The organism is Phytohabitans sp. LJ34, assembly GCF_052068095.1.
In the GTDB taxonomy this organism is placed as follows: Bacteria; Actinomycetota; Actinomycetes; order Mycobacteriales; family Micromonosporaceae; genus Phytohabitans.
The window spans coordinates 83,831-101,455 of sequence record NZ_JBQHDG010000014.1; the positions used below are offsets into that span (position 1 = coordinate 83,831).

Annotated in this window: 18 protein-coding genes; 12 read left to right on the plus strand and 6 right to left on the minus strand. The window is 71.2% G+C overall.

Going from position 1 to position 17,625, the window contains the following annotated elements; all coding sequences use genetic code 11:
- Window positions 1-5 precede the first annotated feature (5 nt).
- From ACTMTJ_RS24480 to ACTMTJ_RS24490, 3 genes are all read right to left on the minus strand, one after another.
- Window positions 6-3,341: an ATP-binding protein gene (locus tag ACTMTJ_RS24480; protein WP_441220048.1), complete on the minus strand. Its 3,336-nt coding sequence runs from the start codon at window positions 3,339-3,341 to the stop codon at window positions 6-8.
- 172 nt (window positions 3,342-3,513) lie between these two features.
- Window positions 3,514-3,876 (minus strand): hypothetical protein, encoded by a 363-nt coding sequence (locus ACTMTJ_RS24485; protein WP_441220049.1) that lies wholly within the window; start codon window positions 3,874-3,876, stop codon window positions 3,514-3,516.
- Between the two features lie 16 nt (window positions 3,877-3,892).
- Window positions 3,893-4,207 (minus strand): hypothetical protein, encoded by a 315-nt coding sequence (locus tag ACTMTJ_RS24490; RefSeq protein ID WP_441220050.1) that lies wholly within the window; start codon window positions 4,205-4,207, stop codon window positions 3,893-3,895.
- A 310-nt stretch (window positions 4,208-4,517) separates the two neighbouring features.
- Between ACTMTJ_RS24490 and folP the strand changes: the two genes are divergently transcribed.
- From folP to ACTMTJ_RS24525, 7 genes are all read left to right on the plus strand, one after another.
- Entirely contained in the window at window positions 4,518-5,396 is an 879-nt protein-coding gene (gene folP / locus ACTMTJ_RS24495; protein WP_441220051.1) for a dihydropteroate synthase, read from the plus strand.
- Window positions 5,389-5,751: a dihydroneopterin aldolase gene (gene folB / locus ACTMTJ_RS24500; RefSeq protein ID WP_441220052.1), complete on the plus strand. Its 363-nt coding sequence runs from the start codon at window positions 5,389-5,391 to the stop codon at window positions 5,749-5,751. The genes folP and folB overlap by 8 nt, the downstream gene beginning before the upstream one ends.
- Window positions 5,748-6,272, plus strand: a complete 525-nt coding sequence (folK, locus tag ACTMTJ_RS24505) for a 2-amino-4-hydroxy-6-hydroxymethyldihydropteridine diphosphokinase (protein WP_441220053.1) — start codon at window positions 5,748-5,750, stop codon at window positions 6,270-6,272. Before folB ends, folK begins: the two co-directional genes overlap by 4 nt.
- Window positions 6,273-6,319: 47 nt before the next feature.
- The gene (locus tag ACTMTJ_RS24510) at window positions 6,320-6,787 is read left to right on the plus strand and encodes a DUF3180 domain-containing protein (protein ID WP_441220054.1); all 468 of its coding nucleotides are present in this window, start codon (window positions 6,320-6,322) and stop codon (window positions 6,785-6,787) included.
- A 153-nt stretch (window positions 6,788-6,940) separates the two neighbouring features.
- On the plus strand, window positions 6,941-8,272 hold the full coding sequence (locus ACTMTJ_RS24515; RefSeq protein ID WP_441220055.1) for an ABC transporter permease: 1,332 nt from the start codon (window positions 6,941-6,943) through the stop codon (window positions 8,270-8,272).
- 9 nt (window positions 8,273-8,281) lie between these two features.
- The gene (locus ACTMTJ_RS24520) at window positions 8,282-8,587 is read left to right on the plus strand and encodes a hypothetical protein (RefSeq protein ID WP_441220056.1); all 306 of its coding nucleotides are present in this window, start codon (window positions 8,282-8,284) and stop codon (window positions 8,585-8,587) included.
- Between the two features lie 43 nt (window positions 8,588-8,630).
- Window positions 8,631-9,128: a hypothetical protein gene (locus ACTMTJ_RS24525; RefSeq protein ID WP_441220057.1), complete on the plus strand. Its 498-nt coding sequence runs from the start codon at window positions 8,631-8,633 to the stop codon at window positions 9,126-9,128.
- A gap of 187 nt (window positions 9,129-9,315) precedes the next feature.
- On the opposite strand, the gene ACTMTJ_RS24530 is transcribed toward ACTMTJ_RS24525, so the two are convergent.
- On the minus strand, window positions 9,316-10,317 hold the full coding sequence (locus ACTMTJ_RS24530; protein ID WP_441220058.1) for an ABC transporter ATP-binding protein: 1,002 nt from the start codon (window positions 10,315-10,317) through the stop codon (window positions 9,316-9,318).
- Window positions 10,318-10,319: 2 nt separating this feature from the next.
- Between ACTMTJ_RS24530 and ACTMTJ_RS24535 the strand changes: the two genes are divergently transcribed.
- From ACTMTJ_RS24535 to ACTMTJ_RS24550, 4 genes are all read left to right on the plus strand, one after another.
- Window positions 10,320-11,009, plus strand: a complete 690-nt coding sequence (locus ACTMTJ_RS24535; protein WP_441220059.1) for an ABC transporter permease — start codon at window positions 10,320-10,322, stop codon at window positions 11,007-11,009.
- Window positions 11,006-11,737 carry an ABC transporter permease gene (locus tag ACTMTJ_RS24540; protein WP_441220060.1) on the plus strand — a complete coding sequence of 244 codons (732 nt, stop codon included), beginning with the start codon at window positions 11,006-11,008 and terminating at the stop codon, window positions 11,735-11,737. The genes ACTMTJ_RS24535 and ACTMTJ_RS24540 overlap by 4 nt, the downstream gene beginning before the upstream one ends.
- 353 nt (window positions 11,738-12,090) lie before the next feature.
- Entirely contained in the window at window positions 12,091-12,894 is an 804-nt protein-coding gene (locus ACTMTJ_RS24545; protein WP_441220061.1) for a glycine betaine ABC transporter substrate-binding protein, read from the plus strand.
- 230 nt (window positions 12,895-13,124) lie between these two features.
- Window positions 13,125-14,405, plus strand: coding sequence for a hypothetical protein (locus ACTMTJ_RS24550; RefSeq protein WP_441220062.1), 1,281 nt, complete (start codon window positions 13,125-13,127; stop codon window positions 14,403-14,405).
- Window positions 14,406-14,407: 2 nt separating this feature from the next.
- Here ACTMTJ_RS24550 and ACTMTJ_RS24555 read toward each other — a convergent pair whose 3' ends face one another.
- A complete protein-coding gene (locus ACTMTJ_RS24555) occupies window positions 14,408-15,550 on the minus strand; it encodes an NADH-quinone oxidoreductase subunit D (RefSeq protein ID WP_441220063.1) in 1,143 nt (380 codons plus the stop codon).
- A gap of 130 nt (window positions 15,551-15,680) precedes the next feature.
- Window positions 15,681-16,619, minus strand: a complete 939-nt coding sequence (locus ACTMTJ_RS24560) for an SAM-dependent methyltransferase (RefSeq protein WP_441220219.1) — start codon at window positions 16,617-16,619, stop codon at window positions 15,681-15,683.
- A gap of 135 nt (window positions 16,620-16,754) precedes the next feature.
- Here ACTMTJ_RS24560 and ACTMTJ_RS24565 point away from each other — a divergent pair, with 135 nt between their 5' ends.
- Window positions 16,755-17,621: a Rossmann-like and DUF2520 domain-containing protein gene (locus ACTMTJ_RS24565; RefSeq protein WP_441220064.1), complete on the plus strand. Its 867-nt coding sequence runs from the start codon at window positions 16,755-16,757 to the stop codon at window positions 17,619-17,621.
- The last annotated feature ends 4 nt before the right edge of the window (window positions 17,622-17,625 follow it).

Here is a 17,625-nt window from a genome sequence, read left to right on the forward strand (position 1 = left end):
CCACTTCACACCTCCACGTCGGGTGCGCCGGTGGGCAGGTTGGACTGCGGTGCCGTCGTGCCTGTTGGGGTCGTGTCCAAGTGGTCGAGCAGCCCCTCCACGTACGACACGTCGACTCGGACCTTCTGCACGCGCCCATCCACGTCTCGCATGACGAACTCCCGGAAGCCCAGCCGTGACGCTGATGATGTGTCTACGTTGGACAGTGAGGCCAGGGTTGCCTCGTACCCGTCGTTTACCGGCACCCGCAGCAGCCGCAGGGCCTCGGAGGCGATCTCCACGTCTTCGGCGATACGGCCGACGAAGACGGTGGAGACCAGGTTTTGCACGTCCAGCCCGAGGATGTCGCGTGGGTTTTGCGAGGCCACCAGCGCCGCCAGGTTCCACTTTCGGGAGTCGCGGGCCAGGCGGACCAGGAACGACCGGCCGGACCGCCAACCCTCCATGAAGTGCGCCTCGTCCAGGCCGACCATCTTGCGGGACGACATCGAGCCGCCGTAGCAGCGGCGGACGGCCAGCCGGTGTGCGGTGTGCAGCATCGGCAGGGCCAGTGCCTCTTCGGCCGACCAGTACTCGCGCTCGATTTTGAGGTCGGGGAGGCGGAGGCCGGCCATCGTGATGACGGTGAGCGCGGCGTCGGCACCTAGGAGACCTTCGGGTGGGCGGCCGAAGAAGAGGAGGGCGAGCGGCATCTCGGCGGTGTCGAGCAGGAGGTTGGCCAGCTCCTTGCCGTTGTCGTCGTCGAGCCCGGCCAGGCAGGCGACCACGTCGTCCAGTGTGGACGTCTCCTCGGCGGGCACCTGGCGCACGGCGTGCCGCAGCAGGGTGGCGGTGGATGCCTCGCGGGCGACCTGCGGTGGCACGAGCATCGAGCAGATGTCCTGCACGAGCATGCGGCGCTCGGCCCGGGAGTTGGAGACGGCGATCTCGAACTCGCGGTCGCCGGTCGGCCCGCTCGGAAACTCGGACCTTAGCGGCGTCGGGATCAGCGAGTACGGCGCCAGCGTGCCGTGCTCGGAGCCGGTCAGGTTGAGCACGCGGGAGTACGGCCGCAGCTCCGGCATCTGGGCCAGCCGGGCGAGCGGGCCGGACGGGTCGAGCAGCGTGACCTGCACCCCTCGGCGAGCGGCGAGGTAGCCGAGCGCGCCGAGCAGGGTGGACTTGCCGCCGCCCGGCTCGGCGACGAAGACGCTGAGGCCGGAGCGCTCGCGGATTTCCATCGGGAAGTGCAGGTCGAGGAAGACCGGCCGGCGGCAGGTGCCGGCGGTGCGCCCGATGAGGTCGCCGCGGCGGTCGCCCACTGTGGACGCCGCCTGGGGCAGCGCGGCGGCGAGCAGCTTGACCGGCATCCGGCGGATGTACCCGGTGTTGGCGACCGGCTCGCCGGGGATGAACTCGCGGGCCAGCCAGTCCTGGTTTTTCGGGTGCTGGAGCGAGATGCGCAGCTCGCGGGAGTACAGCTGGATGAGCCGGCGGGCCCGCTCCAGGCACTCTTCGCGGGTGCGGCCGCCGACGGCGATGCGGTGCCAGCCGTGCGCGCGGGCCGACTCGACGGGCAGGCCGGTGGTCATCTCGTCGCCGATGACCAGGGCGCGCTTGGCCAGGCGCTCCAGCTCGGGCGGGGCGTCGATGCCGTGCTCGGCGTAGTCGAGCTGCTGCGAGCGGATCATCCGCAGCCGGTGCTCGAGGTTTTTGAACGAGTCGCCCGAGCCCAGCACATCCACTCTGGACGACAGCTCCATCGGCCAGGGCAGGCGCTCGTGGAAGTGCATCCACGGCTCGTGCCGCTCGGGGATCTCCAGCGGCTCCATCCGGCCGACGGCGAGGACGGCGACGTGGCGCTCCTCGCCGGTCATGCGGTTGACCAGCTTGACGGTCGACCCGTACGGCGTGCGGTAGCGCTCGATCTGCTCGGTCAGCGCGAGCAGGTCGCCGCGCTCCCACTGGCCGTCGGTCACCGGCGACAGCGCGGTGGGCGGCGCCATGCAGAGCGCGACCGAGCGGTACAGCAGCCACTCGAGCTCGTGCGGCGCGACCTGCCGCCCGCGCATGCCGAAGGCGCCGAGCACCTCGTCGAACTGCTCCACCGTGCGCCCCAGCTTGCGCCGCTCACCTTCGGAGACACCCCTGCCGAAGGCGCGTAGCAGCCGCTCGACCAGCGAGTCGCCGAGCTTGCGGCGGGCAAACGTCACGCCGAGGTATGTCTGACCCTCCGCGTGGTTGACCGAGAGCAGGTGGCGCTGGGCGTTGACCAGGTGGTCGGACCAGGAGGTGGCGCCGGGCACGCCGCCGAGCGGGTGCGGCGTGTGCGTGTCGAGCGTGCGCGCCCACTCGTCCGCCGGGAACGGGCGGGTCGTGCGGCGCAGGTGGAGGCGGAAGCCGGCGAGGCCCGCGTACTGCTCGGAGATCGCCGACAGCAGCGCCTCGCGCTCGGCGTCCGGCCGGAACGCCCACCGCACCTCCGGCAGCCAGTACCAGGCGGTGACGGTGTTGGGCGTGAAGGTGAGGTGGCCGGCGATCTCGGTGATCGCCAGGTTGACGGCCGGGTCGCGGTCGGCAAACTTGATCTTCGGCGGGCGGACCGGCTTGGTACGCGGCGCGAGATCCTGCCGCTTTCTGACCTCCTTGCGGGGGCGCGGTGGCGGCTCCTCGCGCGGTCGCCGCTCCTCCGGCCGCCGGCGGGTGGCCGGCTCGGCCGGCGGGCGCCGGGCCGGGGGCTCCGCCGCGGGCTCGCGCACCGCCGGCAGGTTGACCGGCTCGAGCTCGGGCTCAAGAGCCGCATGGCGTGGGGGCCGGTCGGCGCGCGTCGGCGACCGCATGGCAACCGGTGGTCCAGCTTTCTCATCTGGTACCGGCTGCGCGTCACCATCACGCGGCGGCGCGACGGTCGGCTCGGCGCCGATCCCGTGCCCGCCCACGCCATTGGTGAACGGCTCGGTGGGCGGCGGCTCGATGGGCCGCCGCGAAGGCTCGACAGCGGGCGGCGGCTCGACCGGCCGGCGCGGCGGCTCGGCCACGCGGCGGGCTGCCGGCGCGCGGGTGGCGGCGCGGGGTGGCGCGGGGCGTGACGGGGAGCCGGAGAAGAGGTCGAGGAATGGCGAGTCGATATCCGCGTGCTCGCCGTCACCGCGGCCTTGCGGGCTGGGTGCGCCGGGCCGGCCGCGCGGCGCCTGGGGAGCTTGGAAGACCGCGACCGCGCCGTGGTCGGGGCTGGTGATCAGGTCATCGGCGTCCTCGTCCGGCTCTGACACCGGGTAGTCAGATGGTCGCGCACCGTTACTACGCGTGTCGGCCGGCATGCCGACCGGACGAGGGGTGCCCGGTGTGGAGGGTGGGGTCATGCCATCGCTCCGCACATAAGAATTCGGTTGTCGCGCTGTGCCCACCACGCTCCGCTGTTCGGCGCTCGTCCACCGTCGTGGTCAAGGCCCGTAGCCTCACAACTGCACCCCACGAAAACGCTGCGCCGCGCTTCGCGCTGCTCCACATCTCCGCGGGGACCCCGCCTCCCGCTCATAGAAGCTCCTCCCGGACCCGGATCCGGGTCGCGACCAGACGAGGGTCGCGCTGCTCTGTGGCGGGCTCGCGCGTGCGCCGCCAGTCGGTGAGCGCGGTGCGCACCACCATGCGCGCGGGACGGTCGGGATCGACGTACCTGAAGATGAAGGACGTCGTCACGACGGCGAGCGCGATCTCCCATGCCGGGAACAGTTCCACGTCGAACGTGAAGAGGTAATGAATGAACATGAACAGCGGGACGAGCAGCATGAAGACGCCGTACTGCGCGTACGGGAGGTGGATGGGCAAGGTGTATCCGGGCGGGCCCAGGTAGACCAGGCGAGCCCGGTAGATGTCGTCGTCGGTACGCAGCCGCATAAGTGAACCCGCGAACCTACTCGAAGATCAGGTTGATGATGTAGTCACCGACGAAGAACAGTGTTGCCGCGCCGGCGATGAAGGCGAGGCCCACGATCGCGATCGCCGAACTGGTCAGGACCTTTGATATTTCGCCCTTGCTCGCCCGGCCGATAAAGATCACGCCCAGCACCGCGAGCAGGATCGGCGCGATGTTCGTGGCAAAGAACTTGACGACACCGTCGGTGTCGATGCCCTTGGGCTCCGGCTCCGCCGCGGGTATAAGAGCGAGCACGTCAGCGGCGTGCGTGGCGGTGGTCCACGCCGCTGTGACGAGCTCTGTGGTGTTCATTGGAAGAGACCTCCCCGATGCGCGTCCGTCGACGGTGGGAGTTGGCGGATCGCCCCATCACTCTGTGTCTGTGTGCTCACCACGATCGGGTGAACTTTCCCGGGCGTTTTGTCCTGGTTTAGCCTATCTCCTCAAGCTATGACGTCTGAATGATGCGCAATTGCAAAGCGTACGGGGCACCCCCCTTTCTGCCAAGCTACGAAGCTCGTGGCCCGTGGTACCGGCGTGGCTGATGGTAACCGTCTTCGAACGTACGTGCTAACCAGGGGCGCCGAGCAGGCCTTCTAGCGCCGGTCGGTACCGTCTATTCGTGACAGAATCACGCCCAGCCGCAGGAGCAGTTGATCTTCTGCGGTCGGCGCGTCCCGTCGTGATCGGGGTTCTGAACGTAACGCCCGACTCGTTCTCCGATGGCGGACGCTATGTGCGCCGTTCCGACGCCGTGCGACACGGGATTGAGATGCGCGAGCAGGGTGCCGATCTCATCGACGTCGGTGGCGAGTCGACGCGCCCCGGCGCCGAGCGGATCGACGCGGAAACCGAGGCCAGCCGCGTTTTGCCGGTCATCGAGGAGTTGGCGGCGGCGGGCGTAACCCTGAGCATCGACACGACCCGGGCGAGCGTCGCCGCGGCGGCGCTGGAGGCCGGTGCCGCGATTGTCAACGACGTGTCGGGGGGACTCGCCGATCCGGAGATGGCGAAAGTCGTCGCCGAGGCCGGCTGCCCGTGGATTCTGATGCACTGGCGTGGGCATTCGCGGCGCATGCAGGATCTGGCCACGTACGGTGACGTGGTGGCCGAGGTCCGCGCCGAGCTGGGCCAGCGGGTCGACCACGCGCTCGCCGCCGGGGTACACCCCGACCGGCTGGTTATCGACCCCGGGCTGGGCTTCGCCAAGAAGCCGGAGCACAACTGGCAGCTCACCCGGCGCCTGGGCGAGCTGCTCACGCTCGGCTACCCGCTGCTGTTCGGGGCGAGCCGCAAGTCCTACCTCGGCGCCCTGCTGGCCGGTCCGGACGGCGCTCCGCGCCCCGCCGACGAGCGTGAGGCGGCCACGATCGCCACGAGCGTGCTGGCCGTCGCGGCCGGCGCCTGGGGTGTGCGCGTGCACGACGTCCGCGGCACGGCCGACGCGCTCAAGGTATGGGCGGCCTCCGGCGCACCCCGGCTGGCCGGTGCCGATGACTGACCGGATAGCTCTCTCCGGGCTGCGCGCGCGAGGGCGCCACGGCGTGTACGACTTCGAGCGCGAACGCGGCCAGGACTTCGTGGTCGACGCCGTGCTGGAGGTCGACCTCGCGCCGGCCGCCCGGTCGGACGACGTCGCCGACACGGTCCACTACGGCGAGCTCGCTGAGCGCCTCGTGGGAGTGGTGGGCGGCGAGCCGGTCAATCTGATCGAGACGCTCGCCGAGCGGCTGGTCGAGGTATGCCTGGCCGACGAACGGGTGCGAGCGGCCACCGTAACGGTGCACAAACCCCAGGCGCCGATCCCGCACGAGTTCGCCGACGTGGCGGTCACGATCACCCGGCGGCGGTCGTGACCCGGGCCGTCCTGTCGCTCGGCAGCAATCTCGGTGACCGCCTCGGGCACCTCCGCGCGGCCGTCCGCGCCCTCGACGACGTGCTGCTGGTCGCCTCCGGCGTGTACGAGACGCCGCCGTGGGGCGACGACGACCAGCCCGCGTACCTGAACGCCGCCCTGCTGGTGCACGACGCGGCCGCGACCCCGCGCGACTGGCTGGAGCGGGCGCGGGCGCTGGAGAAGGAGGCCGGCCGGGTCCGCGACCCGGACCGCAGATTCGGCCCGCGCACGCTGGACGTCGACGTGATCGCGGTCTGGTCCGAGGAGGGTGAGCCGGTGGTCCGCGACGACCCCGAGCTGACCCTGCCTCATCCCCGCGCCCACCTGCGCGCGTTCGTCCTGCGGCCGTGGATCGACATCCAGCCCTACGCCCAGCTGCCCGGCCACGGCTGGCTCACCGACCTGCTCAACGCCGAGCCGCTCGCCTCAGACGCCCTCGCTATCAGCCCCCGGCCCGACCTCCGGTTAGAGTCGAGCTGATGGAACCGGAGTCTCCACCGCGCGGCTCCTCGCCGCAGGGGCCGCGAATGGGTCCGACCCGGCCCGCCACGCTCCTCGTGGCCGGCCTGGCGGCCGCGGCCGTGGCGTGGTGGATGATCAGCAGCTTCTACGGCGACATTCCCAGCCTGCCGTGGTTGCCCACCGTGACGCTGGCTGCGCTCGCCGTGCTGGAGGCGTATCTGGCGATCAATACCCGGCAGCGGATCGAGCGGCGCCCGGGCCGGGAGCCCGTCGACCCGCTCGCCGTGGCGCGATACGTCGTGCTGGCCAAGGCGTCCTCGCTGGCCGGTGCCATCTTTGCCGGGTTCTACGCGGGGCTGGTGGGCTGGCTGTTCCTGGAGCGCACCCGGGCGGCCGACAACGACATTCCGGCCGCGACCGCGGGTTTGGTGGCGTCGCTCGCGCTGGTCGGCGCCGCGTTGTGGCTGGAGCGCTCCTGCCGCGTGCCAAAGCGCCCGGATGATGACAAGGAATCCGATACGTCAGATAAGTAGGGCGACTCCCGGCCCTCGCGGCGGACACTGGGGGTGACGAGCCCCGGTAGAGCCGAGTACGGTGCGGCTGACTGGCTTCAATCCGCCGTGCGTCCCGATCCGTACAGCTAGGCGGCGTGAAGCCAGGCTGAACGACCACAGGAGGCGCGCGAGATGGCGTACGACGATCCGGCCTACCGTCGGCGAGACAATGGCGGTACGGGTACCGGCGGCCTGCGGGAAGACTCGCGCTTCGGCTCCGACACCGGGTTCGGCACCACACCCGCCTACCAGACCGGCAGTTTTCCCGTGGCAAACGAGTTTCGCGAGCCGGACGCGATGGAGCTGACCCAGCGCCGCGCCGTCTCCCAGGCCGAGCTCGACGACGTCTTCGACGACCCGTCGCACGGCGACCCCGGGCGCGACCGCATGGCGGTACACGTGGTCTGGGAGGTCCTCCTGCTCGTGGCGGCCGGCGCGTTGGGCTTCCTGCTCTACCGGGAAGACTCCGACGCCCTCCGCGGCACCGCCCTCGACCAGCTGCTCGTGCTCGCCGCCGGCCTCGGACTGCTCGCGATCGGAGCCAGCCTCACCCTCCGGGCCAGCGTGCCCAACCTGGCCCTGGGCCCGATCGCGGTCGGGGCCGCGCTGCACTTCGCGGAGCAGGGCGATCGGGGCGTGTTCATCGCCACCGCCGAAGCCGTGGTCGCCGCCGGCATCCTGGGTCTGCTGATGGCGATCGTCGTCGGTGTCTTCCACGTGCCGGCCTGGGCGGTCACGCTCGCCGGCGCGCTGGCCGCGATGGTCTTCATCCAGCAGCGCAGTGGCCCGGTCGACCTACAGGGCGACTACGACCCGACCGGCCAGGCCCTGTACATCTTCGGCGGCGTCGCGGCGGTCTCCGTGCTCGGCGGGCTGATCGGCATGATCAAGCCGGTCCGGCGGGCGGTGGGCCGGTTCCGGCCGATCAGCGACCCGGCCCAACGGCGCGGCGGCGCGGCGGCGGTGCTGGCCGGCGGCGCGCTGGTGCTCTCCAGCTCGCTCGCCGCGGTGGCCGGGATCCTCCTCGTCGCCGGCCAGGACGCGCCCGTGGCGCCGTCGCCCGGCATCGACTGGACCGCGTTCGCGCTCGGCGCCGCCCTGCTCGGCGGGGCCAGCGCCTACGGCCGACGCGGCGGCGTCCTCGGCACCATCCTCGCGGCCGTGCTGGTCACCCTCTTCCTCCGGTACGAAGACGCGATGGACTGGGACATCTCCCGCCTCGCGATCGCCGGCGGTGTCCTGCTCCTGGGCGTGGTCGTGACCCGGATCGTGGAGAACTACGGCCGGCCCCGCTCCCGCGACGACTTCGACGACGAAGAGTGGACCGAGCCCGACCCGCCCTCGTCGGGGTGGGGGAGCACCCGGCGCACCGACTCCTGGGCATCGCCACTGCCGACCCAGTCGACCGCCGCCGCGCGTACGGACCCCTGGGACAGTGATCGGTGGGGCACCGGCGGCCGCTAAGCTCGCGGTATGCCCGAGGCCACGTTCGCTGAGCTGGATGCCCTGTCCACAGAGGAGCTTCGGGAGCGGGCCTTCGCCCGCGCCCGCCGCCGCATGGACGTGGGCTTCTTCTGGTCCGTGCTGAAGCACCTGCCGGACTCCGACGAGGCCAGCTCGCTGGACGGTGCGCCCAACACGGTGGGCCCGACGATCGACGAGGCCGTGGCGCTCTGGCGGGAGTTCACCGGGCACGGGTACGACCCCGAGACCGAGCCGCTGCTGCGTGCCGCGTTCATCGACTACCTGCTGAAGCATCCGGACGAAACAGCGAAATAACGATAGGTTTGAGTGTCCTGGCGCGTTGGGAATTTATGGCGCCATGGCTCTTACCACCACCCGTTACAAGACCACGACGGGCGCGGGCACGCTTGCCGCGCTCATCCTGGTCCTGGTCTTCGGCAGTCCCTGGTACGGGGACTGGGTCGAGGACAACACCAACGCGAACACGGCGGGCGGCTGGTTCCTGCGACTGCTCGCCTGGCCTGCCTGGCGGTTCGACTCGGACGAGCCGGTGCGGGACCTCCTCTCCACCAACCTGCGGGCGATCCTCGTGGTCGTCCTCACCGCGCTATTCCTCTACGCACTGCCCGGCTCGCAGTTGGCCCGGGCTCGCGGCACACTCAGCCAGTTCTTCGCCGGGTGGTCCGCATACGTCTTCGCCGGCGCCTTCGCCTCGCTCCTGGCAGCGCTGATCCACTCCAACCCGACACTGCTCGGCGCATTCCAGGCCGCCGGCTCCGGCGCGACGTACGGCCTGTTCGTCGGCTGGATCATCGGCATCGCCTGCCTGGGTGGCTATCGCGGCCGAGCAACCTGACGTTTTCCTTATCCCTCCCCGGTTGAAGGGCCCTCGCATTTGCCGATGCGGGGGTCCTTCGACGTCACTGTCTTCTGGTTCGTTCGCTCGTGCGGCGCTGAAGGCGACGTCTTCCTCCGCCACCCCAAAACCCCGACTTCGTCGGCGGGGCGGGTACGTCCGGACGCCGCCGCGCCAACTCCCTCACTCACTGCTCCGCGGGGTAGTCGATGCTCAGCAGGCGGTGGCGGGTCAGCAGGCCGACCGGCTTGCCGCCCTCGGTCATCCGCAGGTAGTCCGAATTGGCCACCAGCATCGTGGCGAGGGCGTCGTAGAGCGAGGTGCCGAGCTCGGCGGCCGGGTGCGCGCCGTCGTCGCCGGTGAGCGGCTCGAGCATGTCGCGGGTGACCGGCGTGACCGCGAGCCGCCGGATGCCCCGGTCGGCACCGACGAACTCCCGGACGAACGGGGAGGCCGGCCGGCCGAGCAGGTCGGCGGGCGAGTCGTACTGCTCCAACTTGCCGCCCTGCGAGAGCACCGCGATCCGGTCGCCGAGCCGCACCGCTTCGTCGAGGTCGTGGGTGACCAGCACGATCGTCTTGCGCACGTCGGCCTGTAGGCGCAGGAACTCCTCCTGGAGCCGGGCGCGCACGATCGGGTCGACCGCCGAGAAGGGCTCGTCCATCAGCAGTACGACCGGGTCGGCGGCCAGCGCGCGGGCCACGCCGACGCGCTGCTGCTGGCCGCCGGAGAGCTCTTGCGGGTATCGCTTGCCGTACTTCGCCGGGTCGAGGCCGACCAGCTCGAGCAGCTCGTCCGACCGCTCGCGGATCCGCGCCCGCGGCCAACCGAGCAGCCGCGGCACGGTGCCGACGTTGGCCCGGATGGTCTGGTGGGGAAAGAGGCCTTTGTTTTGGATGACGTATCCGATGCGGCGGCGCAGCTGGACCGGATCGGTCCGCGTGACGTCTTCGCCGTCGAGCAGGATCTTGCCGGCCGTGGGCTCGATCAGCCGGTTGATCATGCGGAGCACCGTGGACTTGCCGCAGCCGGAGGGTCCGATGAGGACCATGAGCTCGCCGGCGCGTACCTCCAGGCTGAGGTCACCCACGGCGACCGTACCGTCCGGATACTGCTTTCGAATCCCGACAAGTTCTATCGGCGCGGCCTTCTTATCCGCCGAGTCGTCGGCGCTCGCGGTAACGTCCACGTATGTCCTTCCGGCTCGCTCTTCAGGAGAGCCCGGGAAACCCCTGGTTTTCCTGGCAGTACGTGCGGGACAACTCCGACACCATCCTGGCCGCGCTGCGGGAGCACGCGACGCTGACGGCCGAGGCCATGCTGATCGCCACGGCGGTGGCGGTGCCGCTCGCCGTCGTCGCGTACTGGTACCGCCCCCTCACCGGGCCGATTCTTGCATTGTCCGGCATTCTGTACACCATCCCCTCGCTGGCACTGCTCGCGTTCGTCGCGCCGTACGTCGGTACGACCAACTCGGCGTCGGTGCTGATCGCGCTCGTTCTCTACGCGCTGTTGTTGATCGTCCGAAACTCGCTGGCCGGGCTCAACCAGGTGCCGCCAGACACGCGGGACGCCGCACAGGGGATGGGTTACGGGCGATGGGGCCGGCTGCTCCGGATCGAGCTGCCGCTCGCGCTGCCGGGCATCGTCACCGGTCTGCGCCTGGCCACCGTGTCGACGGTCGCGCTGGTGACCGTCGGCGCCCTGATCGGGTACGGCGGACTCGGTGACCTGATCTTGACGGGCTTCCGCAACAACTTCTACAAGGCGGAGATCCTCACCGGCGCGGTGCTGTGTGTCGGGCTCGCGCTCGTCTTGGACCTGCTGCTCGCGACCGTGGGTCGGTTGCTGATGCCGTGGAGCCGGAGGGCCGTGCGATGAGGGCCGAAAATCCGATCCAGCAGGCGATGACCTGGCTCAACGACCCGCTCAACTGGACCAACCCCGGCGGCATCCTCGACCGCCTCGGCGAGCACCTGTGGATTTCGGCGGCGGCGGTGGCGCTGGGCTGCGTGGTCGCCTGGCCGATCGGCATGTGGCTGGGCCACACGGGCCGGGGCGGCGGCGCGGTCGTGATGATCTCCAACCTGACACTAGCCATACCCACGATCGCGTTGCTCACGATCCTGCCGCTGACGTTCCTCGGCTTCGGCAAGCCGCCGGTCGTGGTGGCGCTCGCCGTCTTCGCGGTGCCGCCGCTGCTGGCAAACGCGTACACCGGTGTCCGGTCCATCGACCCCGAGGCGCGCGACGCGGCGCGCGGCATGGGCCTGTCCGGTTGGCAGGTGCTGGGCCGGGTCGAGCTGCCGCTCGCGGTGCCGTACCTGGCCGCTGGCTTCCGCACCGCGTCGGTCCAGGTGGTGGCGACCGCGGCGCTGGCCTCCTTCGTCAACGGCGGCGGGTTGGGCCAGATCATCAGCGCGGGGTTCGGCCTTGGCATCTCGGTCGGCGGCGGCCAGATCCTCGCCGGCGGCATCCTCGTCGCGTTGCTCGCGATCGTGGTCGAAGCGGTCCTCGCGGTCGTGGAGCGGGTGGTCACGCCCAAGCCGTTGCGCCGGGTCCGGGGCCGGGCTGCCCGCCGCGCGGCGGCCGCGACGGGAAACGCCTGAAGCTTTCAACTCGGTGACAACAATCGCGGTTTGTTGTCGGTCCCCCCTGTCAAGATGTTGGCTGAACGCGCGGGCGGCACCAGACCGTCGTCCGCCAGACACGCGGCCGGCCCGCAGAGGGTCGCGCCGGGACACGGAAGGCGGGCAGAATTTTGCGCGCACGTACACGTCTGGTGTTGGGCGCGGTAAGCGCTCTCGCCGGAGGCATGATCCTCGCGGGGTGCGGGGATGAAGGATCATCGGGCACTGAGGCTCCGGCCAGCGCCGGCGGTGATGCCGGTTGCGCGCCAGCGGCGGGCAGCCAGCTCGTTGTCCTCGAAGACGACAAAAAGCTGCAAAACACTGACAACATTGTGCCGGCGATCAACGCGAAGGCGTCCAAGCCGGAGCTGATAGCCGCACTCGACAAGGTTTCGGCGGCCCTCGACACCACCAAGTTGATCGAGCTCAACAAGGCGGTCGACGTCGACCGAAAGACCCCGAAGGTGGCGGCCGAGGAGTTCGCCTCCGCCAATTCACTCACCACGGGGATCGCCAAGGGTCAGGGTGGCCCGATCACGATCGGCGCGGCCAACTTCAGCGAAAACCAGACGCTCGGTGAGCTCTACCGGATCGTGCTGACGGCGGCGGGCTACCAGGCCAAGGTGCAGCAGATCGGTAACCGCGAGCTGTACGAGCCGGCCCTGGAAAAGGGCGAGATCCAGGTCGTTCCGGAGTACGCGGCGACGCTCGCCGACTTCCTCAACGGCAAGGTCAACGGCGCGAGCGCGGCCGCGATCTCCTCGCCCGACCTCGACAAGACCATGGAAGGTCTGAAGACGGTCGGTCAGAAGGTCGGCCTGACCTTCGGCACCCCGTCGGCGGCGCAGGATCAAAACGCCTTCGCGGTCACCAAGGAGTTCGCCGACAAAAACGGTCTGAAGACCCTCTCCGACCTGGCCGCCAAGTGCTCCGGCACCGCCACGATCCTCGGTGGGCCGCCGGAGTGCCCGCAGCGGCCCAAGTGCCAGAAGGGCCTCGAGGAGGTCTACGCCTTCAAGGCCGGCTCGTTCAGCTCGCTCGACGCGGGTGGGCCGCAGACCAAGTCGGCGCTCACCACCGGCACGATCAGCGTCGGCCTTGTGTTCTCCTCGGACGGTGCGCTGGCCGCCGGCTGATCCACGTTCCACAACGTCTTTACCGAAACGGTGCGGGAAGCCATTCCCGCACCGTTCCGCCATTTGGGCCCTCCGGGGTGGTACGAATCGCGGAGTTTCGGGGTGACTCGGGGTGATTGGCCCCACTTCCTCGTTGTGCTCATGTGACCGTTCCGTCCGCGGAAGGCCCGTCCCCGGATTCCGGGACCGGCCGTTCCGATTACCCGGAAGTATCGGTAGGCTCCACAGCCATGCCGGCCTCCGCACCGCCATCTGAGCGGCCGGGGCGGCAGCTGCTCACTGTGGTGTTCTGGGTCGGGGTGGGCCTGGCGCCGCTGGCGGCATTGTTGCTGCTGGTGGGCCAGAGCGCTGGGGTGCTCCGGGTGGCCGCCGTCCTCGCCGTGTTCTCCGTCGTGCTCATCGGCGTGTCCATAACTTTGCGGCGCGATGCCGAGACCGTGCGCATCGACCTGGAAGAAACGCTGCTGGAAGAGATCGATTCCCTGCGGGGCGATGTCCGCAACGACATCGCCACTGCCGCACGTGCGACGCACCGGGCCTTCGGGGAAAAGCTCCAGGCCCTGCACGAAAACGTGCAGGCGCTGCGCGTGCAGATGCAGTTGGACGCCGGTCGGGCGCAGGCCGAGCCGCCACAGCAGGCGGGCTACGAGCGGGCCGGATACGCCCAACAGGAGGCGCCCCCCGTGGTCGCGCACGCCTCGATCCCGATGCCGCCGCAGCCGTCGGCGACCGGCCAGGCCGGCGGCCGGGCCCGGGTTCCCGGCGTGGTCCGGCACACCGAGACGGTGCAGGTCACGACCCGGCAGACGATCGTCGACCAGGGCGACGACGCCGACGCGAGCGGCCGGGTCTACGGCGGCACCGCGTACGGCTCCAGCGGCTACGGCGACTCGGGGTCGTACGGGTCCAACGGGTCACACGGCGACTGGTCCGCGTCCGCCCCACCCGCCCCACCCGCCCCGCCGGCACCGGCCCGCAGTCGCCGCGCGGCCGAGCCCGAAGAGGAGTCGTGGACCGACCAGCGGCTGCGCGGTGGCGGCGACGGTCGCCGCCCCCGGCCGTACGAGCGGGGTGACACTGACGCGGGCGACGGCGGTGGCTGGTCCGGCATGCGCGCGGGCGACCGGTGGGCTTCGGTCCGCAGTGACGACCGCGGCCGCGAGGTGCGCATGGGTGAGCGGCGGGCCGCCATGCACCACGACGAGCTGGGCAGCGAGATGCGGATCGAAGACCGCTGGGCCGCGGTCCGCCGCGAGGAGCCCCGCCCCGACGACTACCGTGCCGAGTCCGGCTGGGGTGGCGGTGGCTACCAGGATCGCGGCGGCTACCAGGGCGGCGGGCAAGACAGCTCCTGGTCGCAGGAGCGCTGGGCCCGGCCCGGCCCGGCTGGCGCGCTGCCGGCCGGCGGCATCGAGCCGACCACCTCGTGGGGCCAGCAGTGGGGCACGCCGGAGCGCGAGCCGGTCGGTCGCCGCCGCCGATACCGCGACGAGGACGAGAGCTACCGCTAGCGCTATTTGTCGACGTCGCCGACCACGAAGAACATCGAGCCCAGGATGGCGATCAGGTCGGGCACCAGGCAGCCCGGGATGAGGGTGCTGAGCGCCTGCACGTTCGCGTACGAGGCGGTGCGCAGCTTCATCCGCCACGGCGTCTTCTCCCCGCGCGACACGAGGTAGTAGCCGTTGACGCCGAGCGGGTTTTCGGTCCAGGCGTACGTGTGCCCCTCCGGCGCCTTGACCACCTTGGGCAGCCGCACGTTGACCGGCCCGGTGATCTGGTCGACCCGCTCCAGGCACCGCTCGGCGAGGTCGAGCGACACGTACACCTGGTCGAGCAGCACCTCGAAACGCGAGTGGCAGTCGCCCGCCGTGCGGGTCACCACCGGCACTTCCAGCTCGCCGTACGCCAGGTAGGGCTCGTCGCGCCGCAGGTCGAAGTCGAGCCCGGACGCCCGCGCGACCGGCCCGGACGCCCCGTAGGCCGCGGCCTGGGCCGCCGTGAGCACGCCCACGCCGACCGTGCGGGCCAGGAAGATCTCGTTGCGGCGGATGAGGTTGTCGAGGTCCGGGAGCCGCCGGCGCACCTCGCCGATCGCGGCGCGGGCCCGCCTGGTCCAGCCGGCCGGCACCTCTTCCTTCAGGCCGCCGACCCTGTTGAACATGTAGTGCATGCGGCCGCCGGAGACCTCCTCCATGACCGTCTGAAGCGTCTCCCGCTCGCGAAACGCGTAGAACACCGGCGTGATCGCGCCGATCTCCAGCGGGTAGGACCCCAGAAACATGAGGTGGTTGAGCGCCCTGTTGAGCTCGGCGAGCGCCGTGCGCAGCCAGACCGCCCGCTCCGGCACTTCGAGACCCATCAGCCGCTCGACGGCCAGCACCACGCCGAGCTCGTTGGCGAACGCGGACAGCCAGTCGTGCCGGTTGGCCAGCACGATGATCTGCCGGTAGTCGCGCACCTCGAAGAGCTTTTCCGCGCCCCGGTGCATGTATCCGACGATCGGCTCGCAGGAGACCACCCGCTCACCGTCGAGCACGAGCTTGAGCCGCAGCACGCCGTGCGTAGACGGATGCTGCGGCCCGATGTTGAGCACCATGTCCGCGGTGTCCAACCCGGCCCCGGTGCCAACGGTGACCTCACGCAGGTCGGTCATGCGCCGCCGCCCGCAGCCGACACGAAGCGGAGGGAGCGAAGCGACCGGAGCGACTGGCGGCTACAGGGCGGCACAAAGGGCGCATGACCCGCGCGAGCGGAGCGAGCGCCAGCTAGCTCAGTCATGCCCGTCATAGTCCCACGTTCGTGAGCCACGACGGGTCGATGGCGACCGGGTGTATCAGCCACAAGTGGCCGCCCAGGCCGGCGGCGTCCGTCAGCTCGGCGGCCGCCGACGCGGAGGCCAGCGCCCGCACGTAGGCGGCCGGGTCTGTCGAGGCCTGCGCGAGCGGCGGCCGGGTGCCGTCGACGCCGAGCGCGCGGAGTGCCACCCGCTGCGAGACGAGGGTGTACGGCCACCCGCCCGCCTCGGCCACCGAATCCATCGCCACGTGCGCGGTGATGTCGCAGGTCCCGTCCGGTACCGGTGGCACCTGCCGGCCCGCCCGATATCCGGTCAGCGTCCCGAACGCCGGCCGCTCGCCGCGCAGGTGGCCGTAGTCGACCGCCAGCGCGAGCCCGCGCTCCACCGCCGCCACCGCCTCGGCCCACGCCCGGTCGCGCGACGCACCCACCTCGGCCCGAGGCGAGTCCGGCCACCAGCGGGAGAGCCACTCGAGGTCCGGCGCGGCGACCGGGTCGCCGGGTGACTCCACCCCGGCGCGGTCGACCTTCACGTAGCGGCCACCCTCCACGACATCGAGCGGCACGTTGTCCAGCCACTCGGTGGCCAGCAGCACCCCGACGACACCCGTCGGCGGCTCGGGGCACCAGGCCACGGACGCGGGGAGCGTGGAGGGCCGGGCCGCGCGTTCCACACCGGTCAACGCCAGCCGCCCGGCCAGCGACGGCGGCGCGGAGTGCAGCAGTGCGGAAAGCAGCTCGCCGCGGCCGGCGCCAACGTCGACGACGTCCAGCCGCTCGGGGTGGTCGAGCGCCTGGTCAACGTGTGCCACAAGGCGGAGGATCGCCGAGGCGAAGAGCGGGGAGGCGTGCACGCTGGTCCGGAAGTGCGCGGCCGGCGCGCCGGTGACGAAGAAGCCGCCGGGTCCGTAGAGGGCGTCCTCCATCGCGTCCCGCCACCTCACGATCCACACCCTACGGCGCCCCTCGTGAAAACCTTCACACAGTGTGTGAAGGCGACTTCGCCTGGACGCATACTGACGTTGACCGGTACCTAATCCCACGAGGACTGGATCAACGTCATGATCGTCGGTGTCATCGGGGCCGGGCGCGTCGGCGCGGTGCTGGGCGCGGCCCTCACCCGCGCGGGCCACACGGTCGCCGCGGCTTCCGGCTCGTCGCCGGCCTCGGCCGCACGCGTCGCCCGCCTCCTTCCCGGCACGGCCCGCTTGTCACCCGCCGGCGTCGCCCGCGCCGCCACCGACCTGCTGCTCGTCGCCGTCCCGGACGACGCGCTCGGCCCCCTGGTGGCCGGCCTGCCATTTCTGCCTGGTCAGGTCGTGGCGCACACCTCGGGCGCGCAGGGGCTCGCCGTGCTGGAGCCGGCCGCCGCCAAGGGTGCCCGGACGCTGGCGCTGCACCCCGCGATGACGTTCGCGGGCACCGGCGACGACCTGTCCCGGCTGCCCGGCACCGCGTACGGCGTGACCGCCCCACCCGAGCTCCGTCCCTTCGCCACCCGGCTCGTCGCCGACCTCGGCGGCACCCCGGAGTGGGTGGCCGAGGCCGACCGGCCGCTCTACCACGCGGCGCTCGCGCAAGGCGCCAACCACCTGGTCACGCTCGTCAACGAGGCGGCCGACCGGCTCCGCGACGCCGGTGTCGTCCACCCGGAGAGCGTGCTCGAGCCGCTGCTGCGGGCCGCCCTCGACAATGCCCTGCGGCACGGCGACGCGGCCCTGACCGGCCCGGTCTCCCGGGGCGACGCCGGCACCGTGGCCCGTCACCTGGAGCGGCTGGCGGCCGTCGCGCCCGACTCCGTTCCCGCGTACGTCGCGATGGCCCGGCGCACCGCCGACCGCGCGATCGCCGCGGGCCGCCTGCGCCCGCTCGACGCCGAACGCCTCCTCGACGTCCTCGCCAACCCGCGCCAAGAGGTGGGAGCTTGATGCA

Coding starts and splice junctions, on each gene's coding strand:
- ACTMTJ_RS24480 (WP_441220048.1), bottom strand. CDS start 3,341: ATGACCCCACCCTCCACACCGGGCACCCCTCGTCCGGTCGGCATGCCG.
- ACTMTJ_RS24485 (WP_441220049.1), bottom strand. CDS start 3,876: ATGCGGCTGCGTACCGACGACGACATCTACCGGGCTCGCCTGGTCTAC.
- ACTMTJ_RS24490 (WP_441220050.1), bottom strand. CDS start 4,207: ATGAACACCACAGAGCTCGTCACAGCGGCGTGGACCACCGCCACGCAC.
- folB (WP_441220052.1), top strand. CDS start 5,389: ATGACTGACCGGATAGCTCTCTCCGGGCTGCGCGCGCGAGGGCGCCAC.
- ACTMTJ_RS24510 (WP_441220054.1), top strand. CDS start 6,320: ATGGGTCCGACCCGGCCCGCCACGCTCCTCGTGGCCGGCCTGGCGGCC.
- ACTMTJ_RS24515 (WP_441220055.1), top strand. CDS start 6,941: ATGGCGTACGACGATCCGGCCTACCGTCGGCGAGACAATGGCGGTACG.
- ACTMTJ_RS24520 (WP_441220056.1), top strand. CDS start 8,282: ATGCCCGAGGCCACGTTCGCTGAGCTGGATGCCCTGTCCACAGAGGAG.
- ACTMTJ_RS24525 (WP_441220057.1), top strand. CDS start 8,631: ATGGCTCTTACCACCACCCGTTACAAGACCACGACGGGCGCGGGCACG.
- ACTMTJ_RS24535 (WP_441220059.1), top strand. CDS start 10,320: ATGTCCTTCCGGCTCGCTCTTCAGGAGAGCCCGGGAAACCCCTGGTTT.
- ACTMTJ_RS24540 (WP_441220060.1), top strand. CDS start 11,006: ATGAGGGCCGAAAATCCGATCCAGCAGGCGATGACCTGGCTCAACGAC.
- ACTMTJ_RS24550 (WP_441220062.1), top strand. CDS start 13,125: ATGCCGGCCTCCGCACCGCCATCTGAGCGGCCGGGGCGGCAGCTGCTC.
- ACTMTJ_RS24555 (WP_441220063.1), bottom strand. CDS start 15,550: ATGACCGACCTGCGTGAGGTCACCGTTGGCACCGGGGCCGGGTTGGAC.
- ACTMTJ_RS24560 (WP_441220219.1), bottom strand. CDS start 16,619: ATGGAGGACGCCCTCTACGGACCCGGCGGCTTCTTCGTCACCGGCGCG.
- ACTMTJ_RS24565 (WP_441220064.1), top strand. CDS start 16,755: ATGATCGTCGGTGTCATCGGGGCCGGGCGCGTCGGCGCGGTGCTGGGC.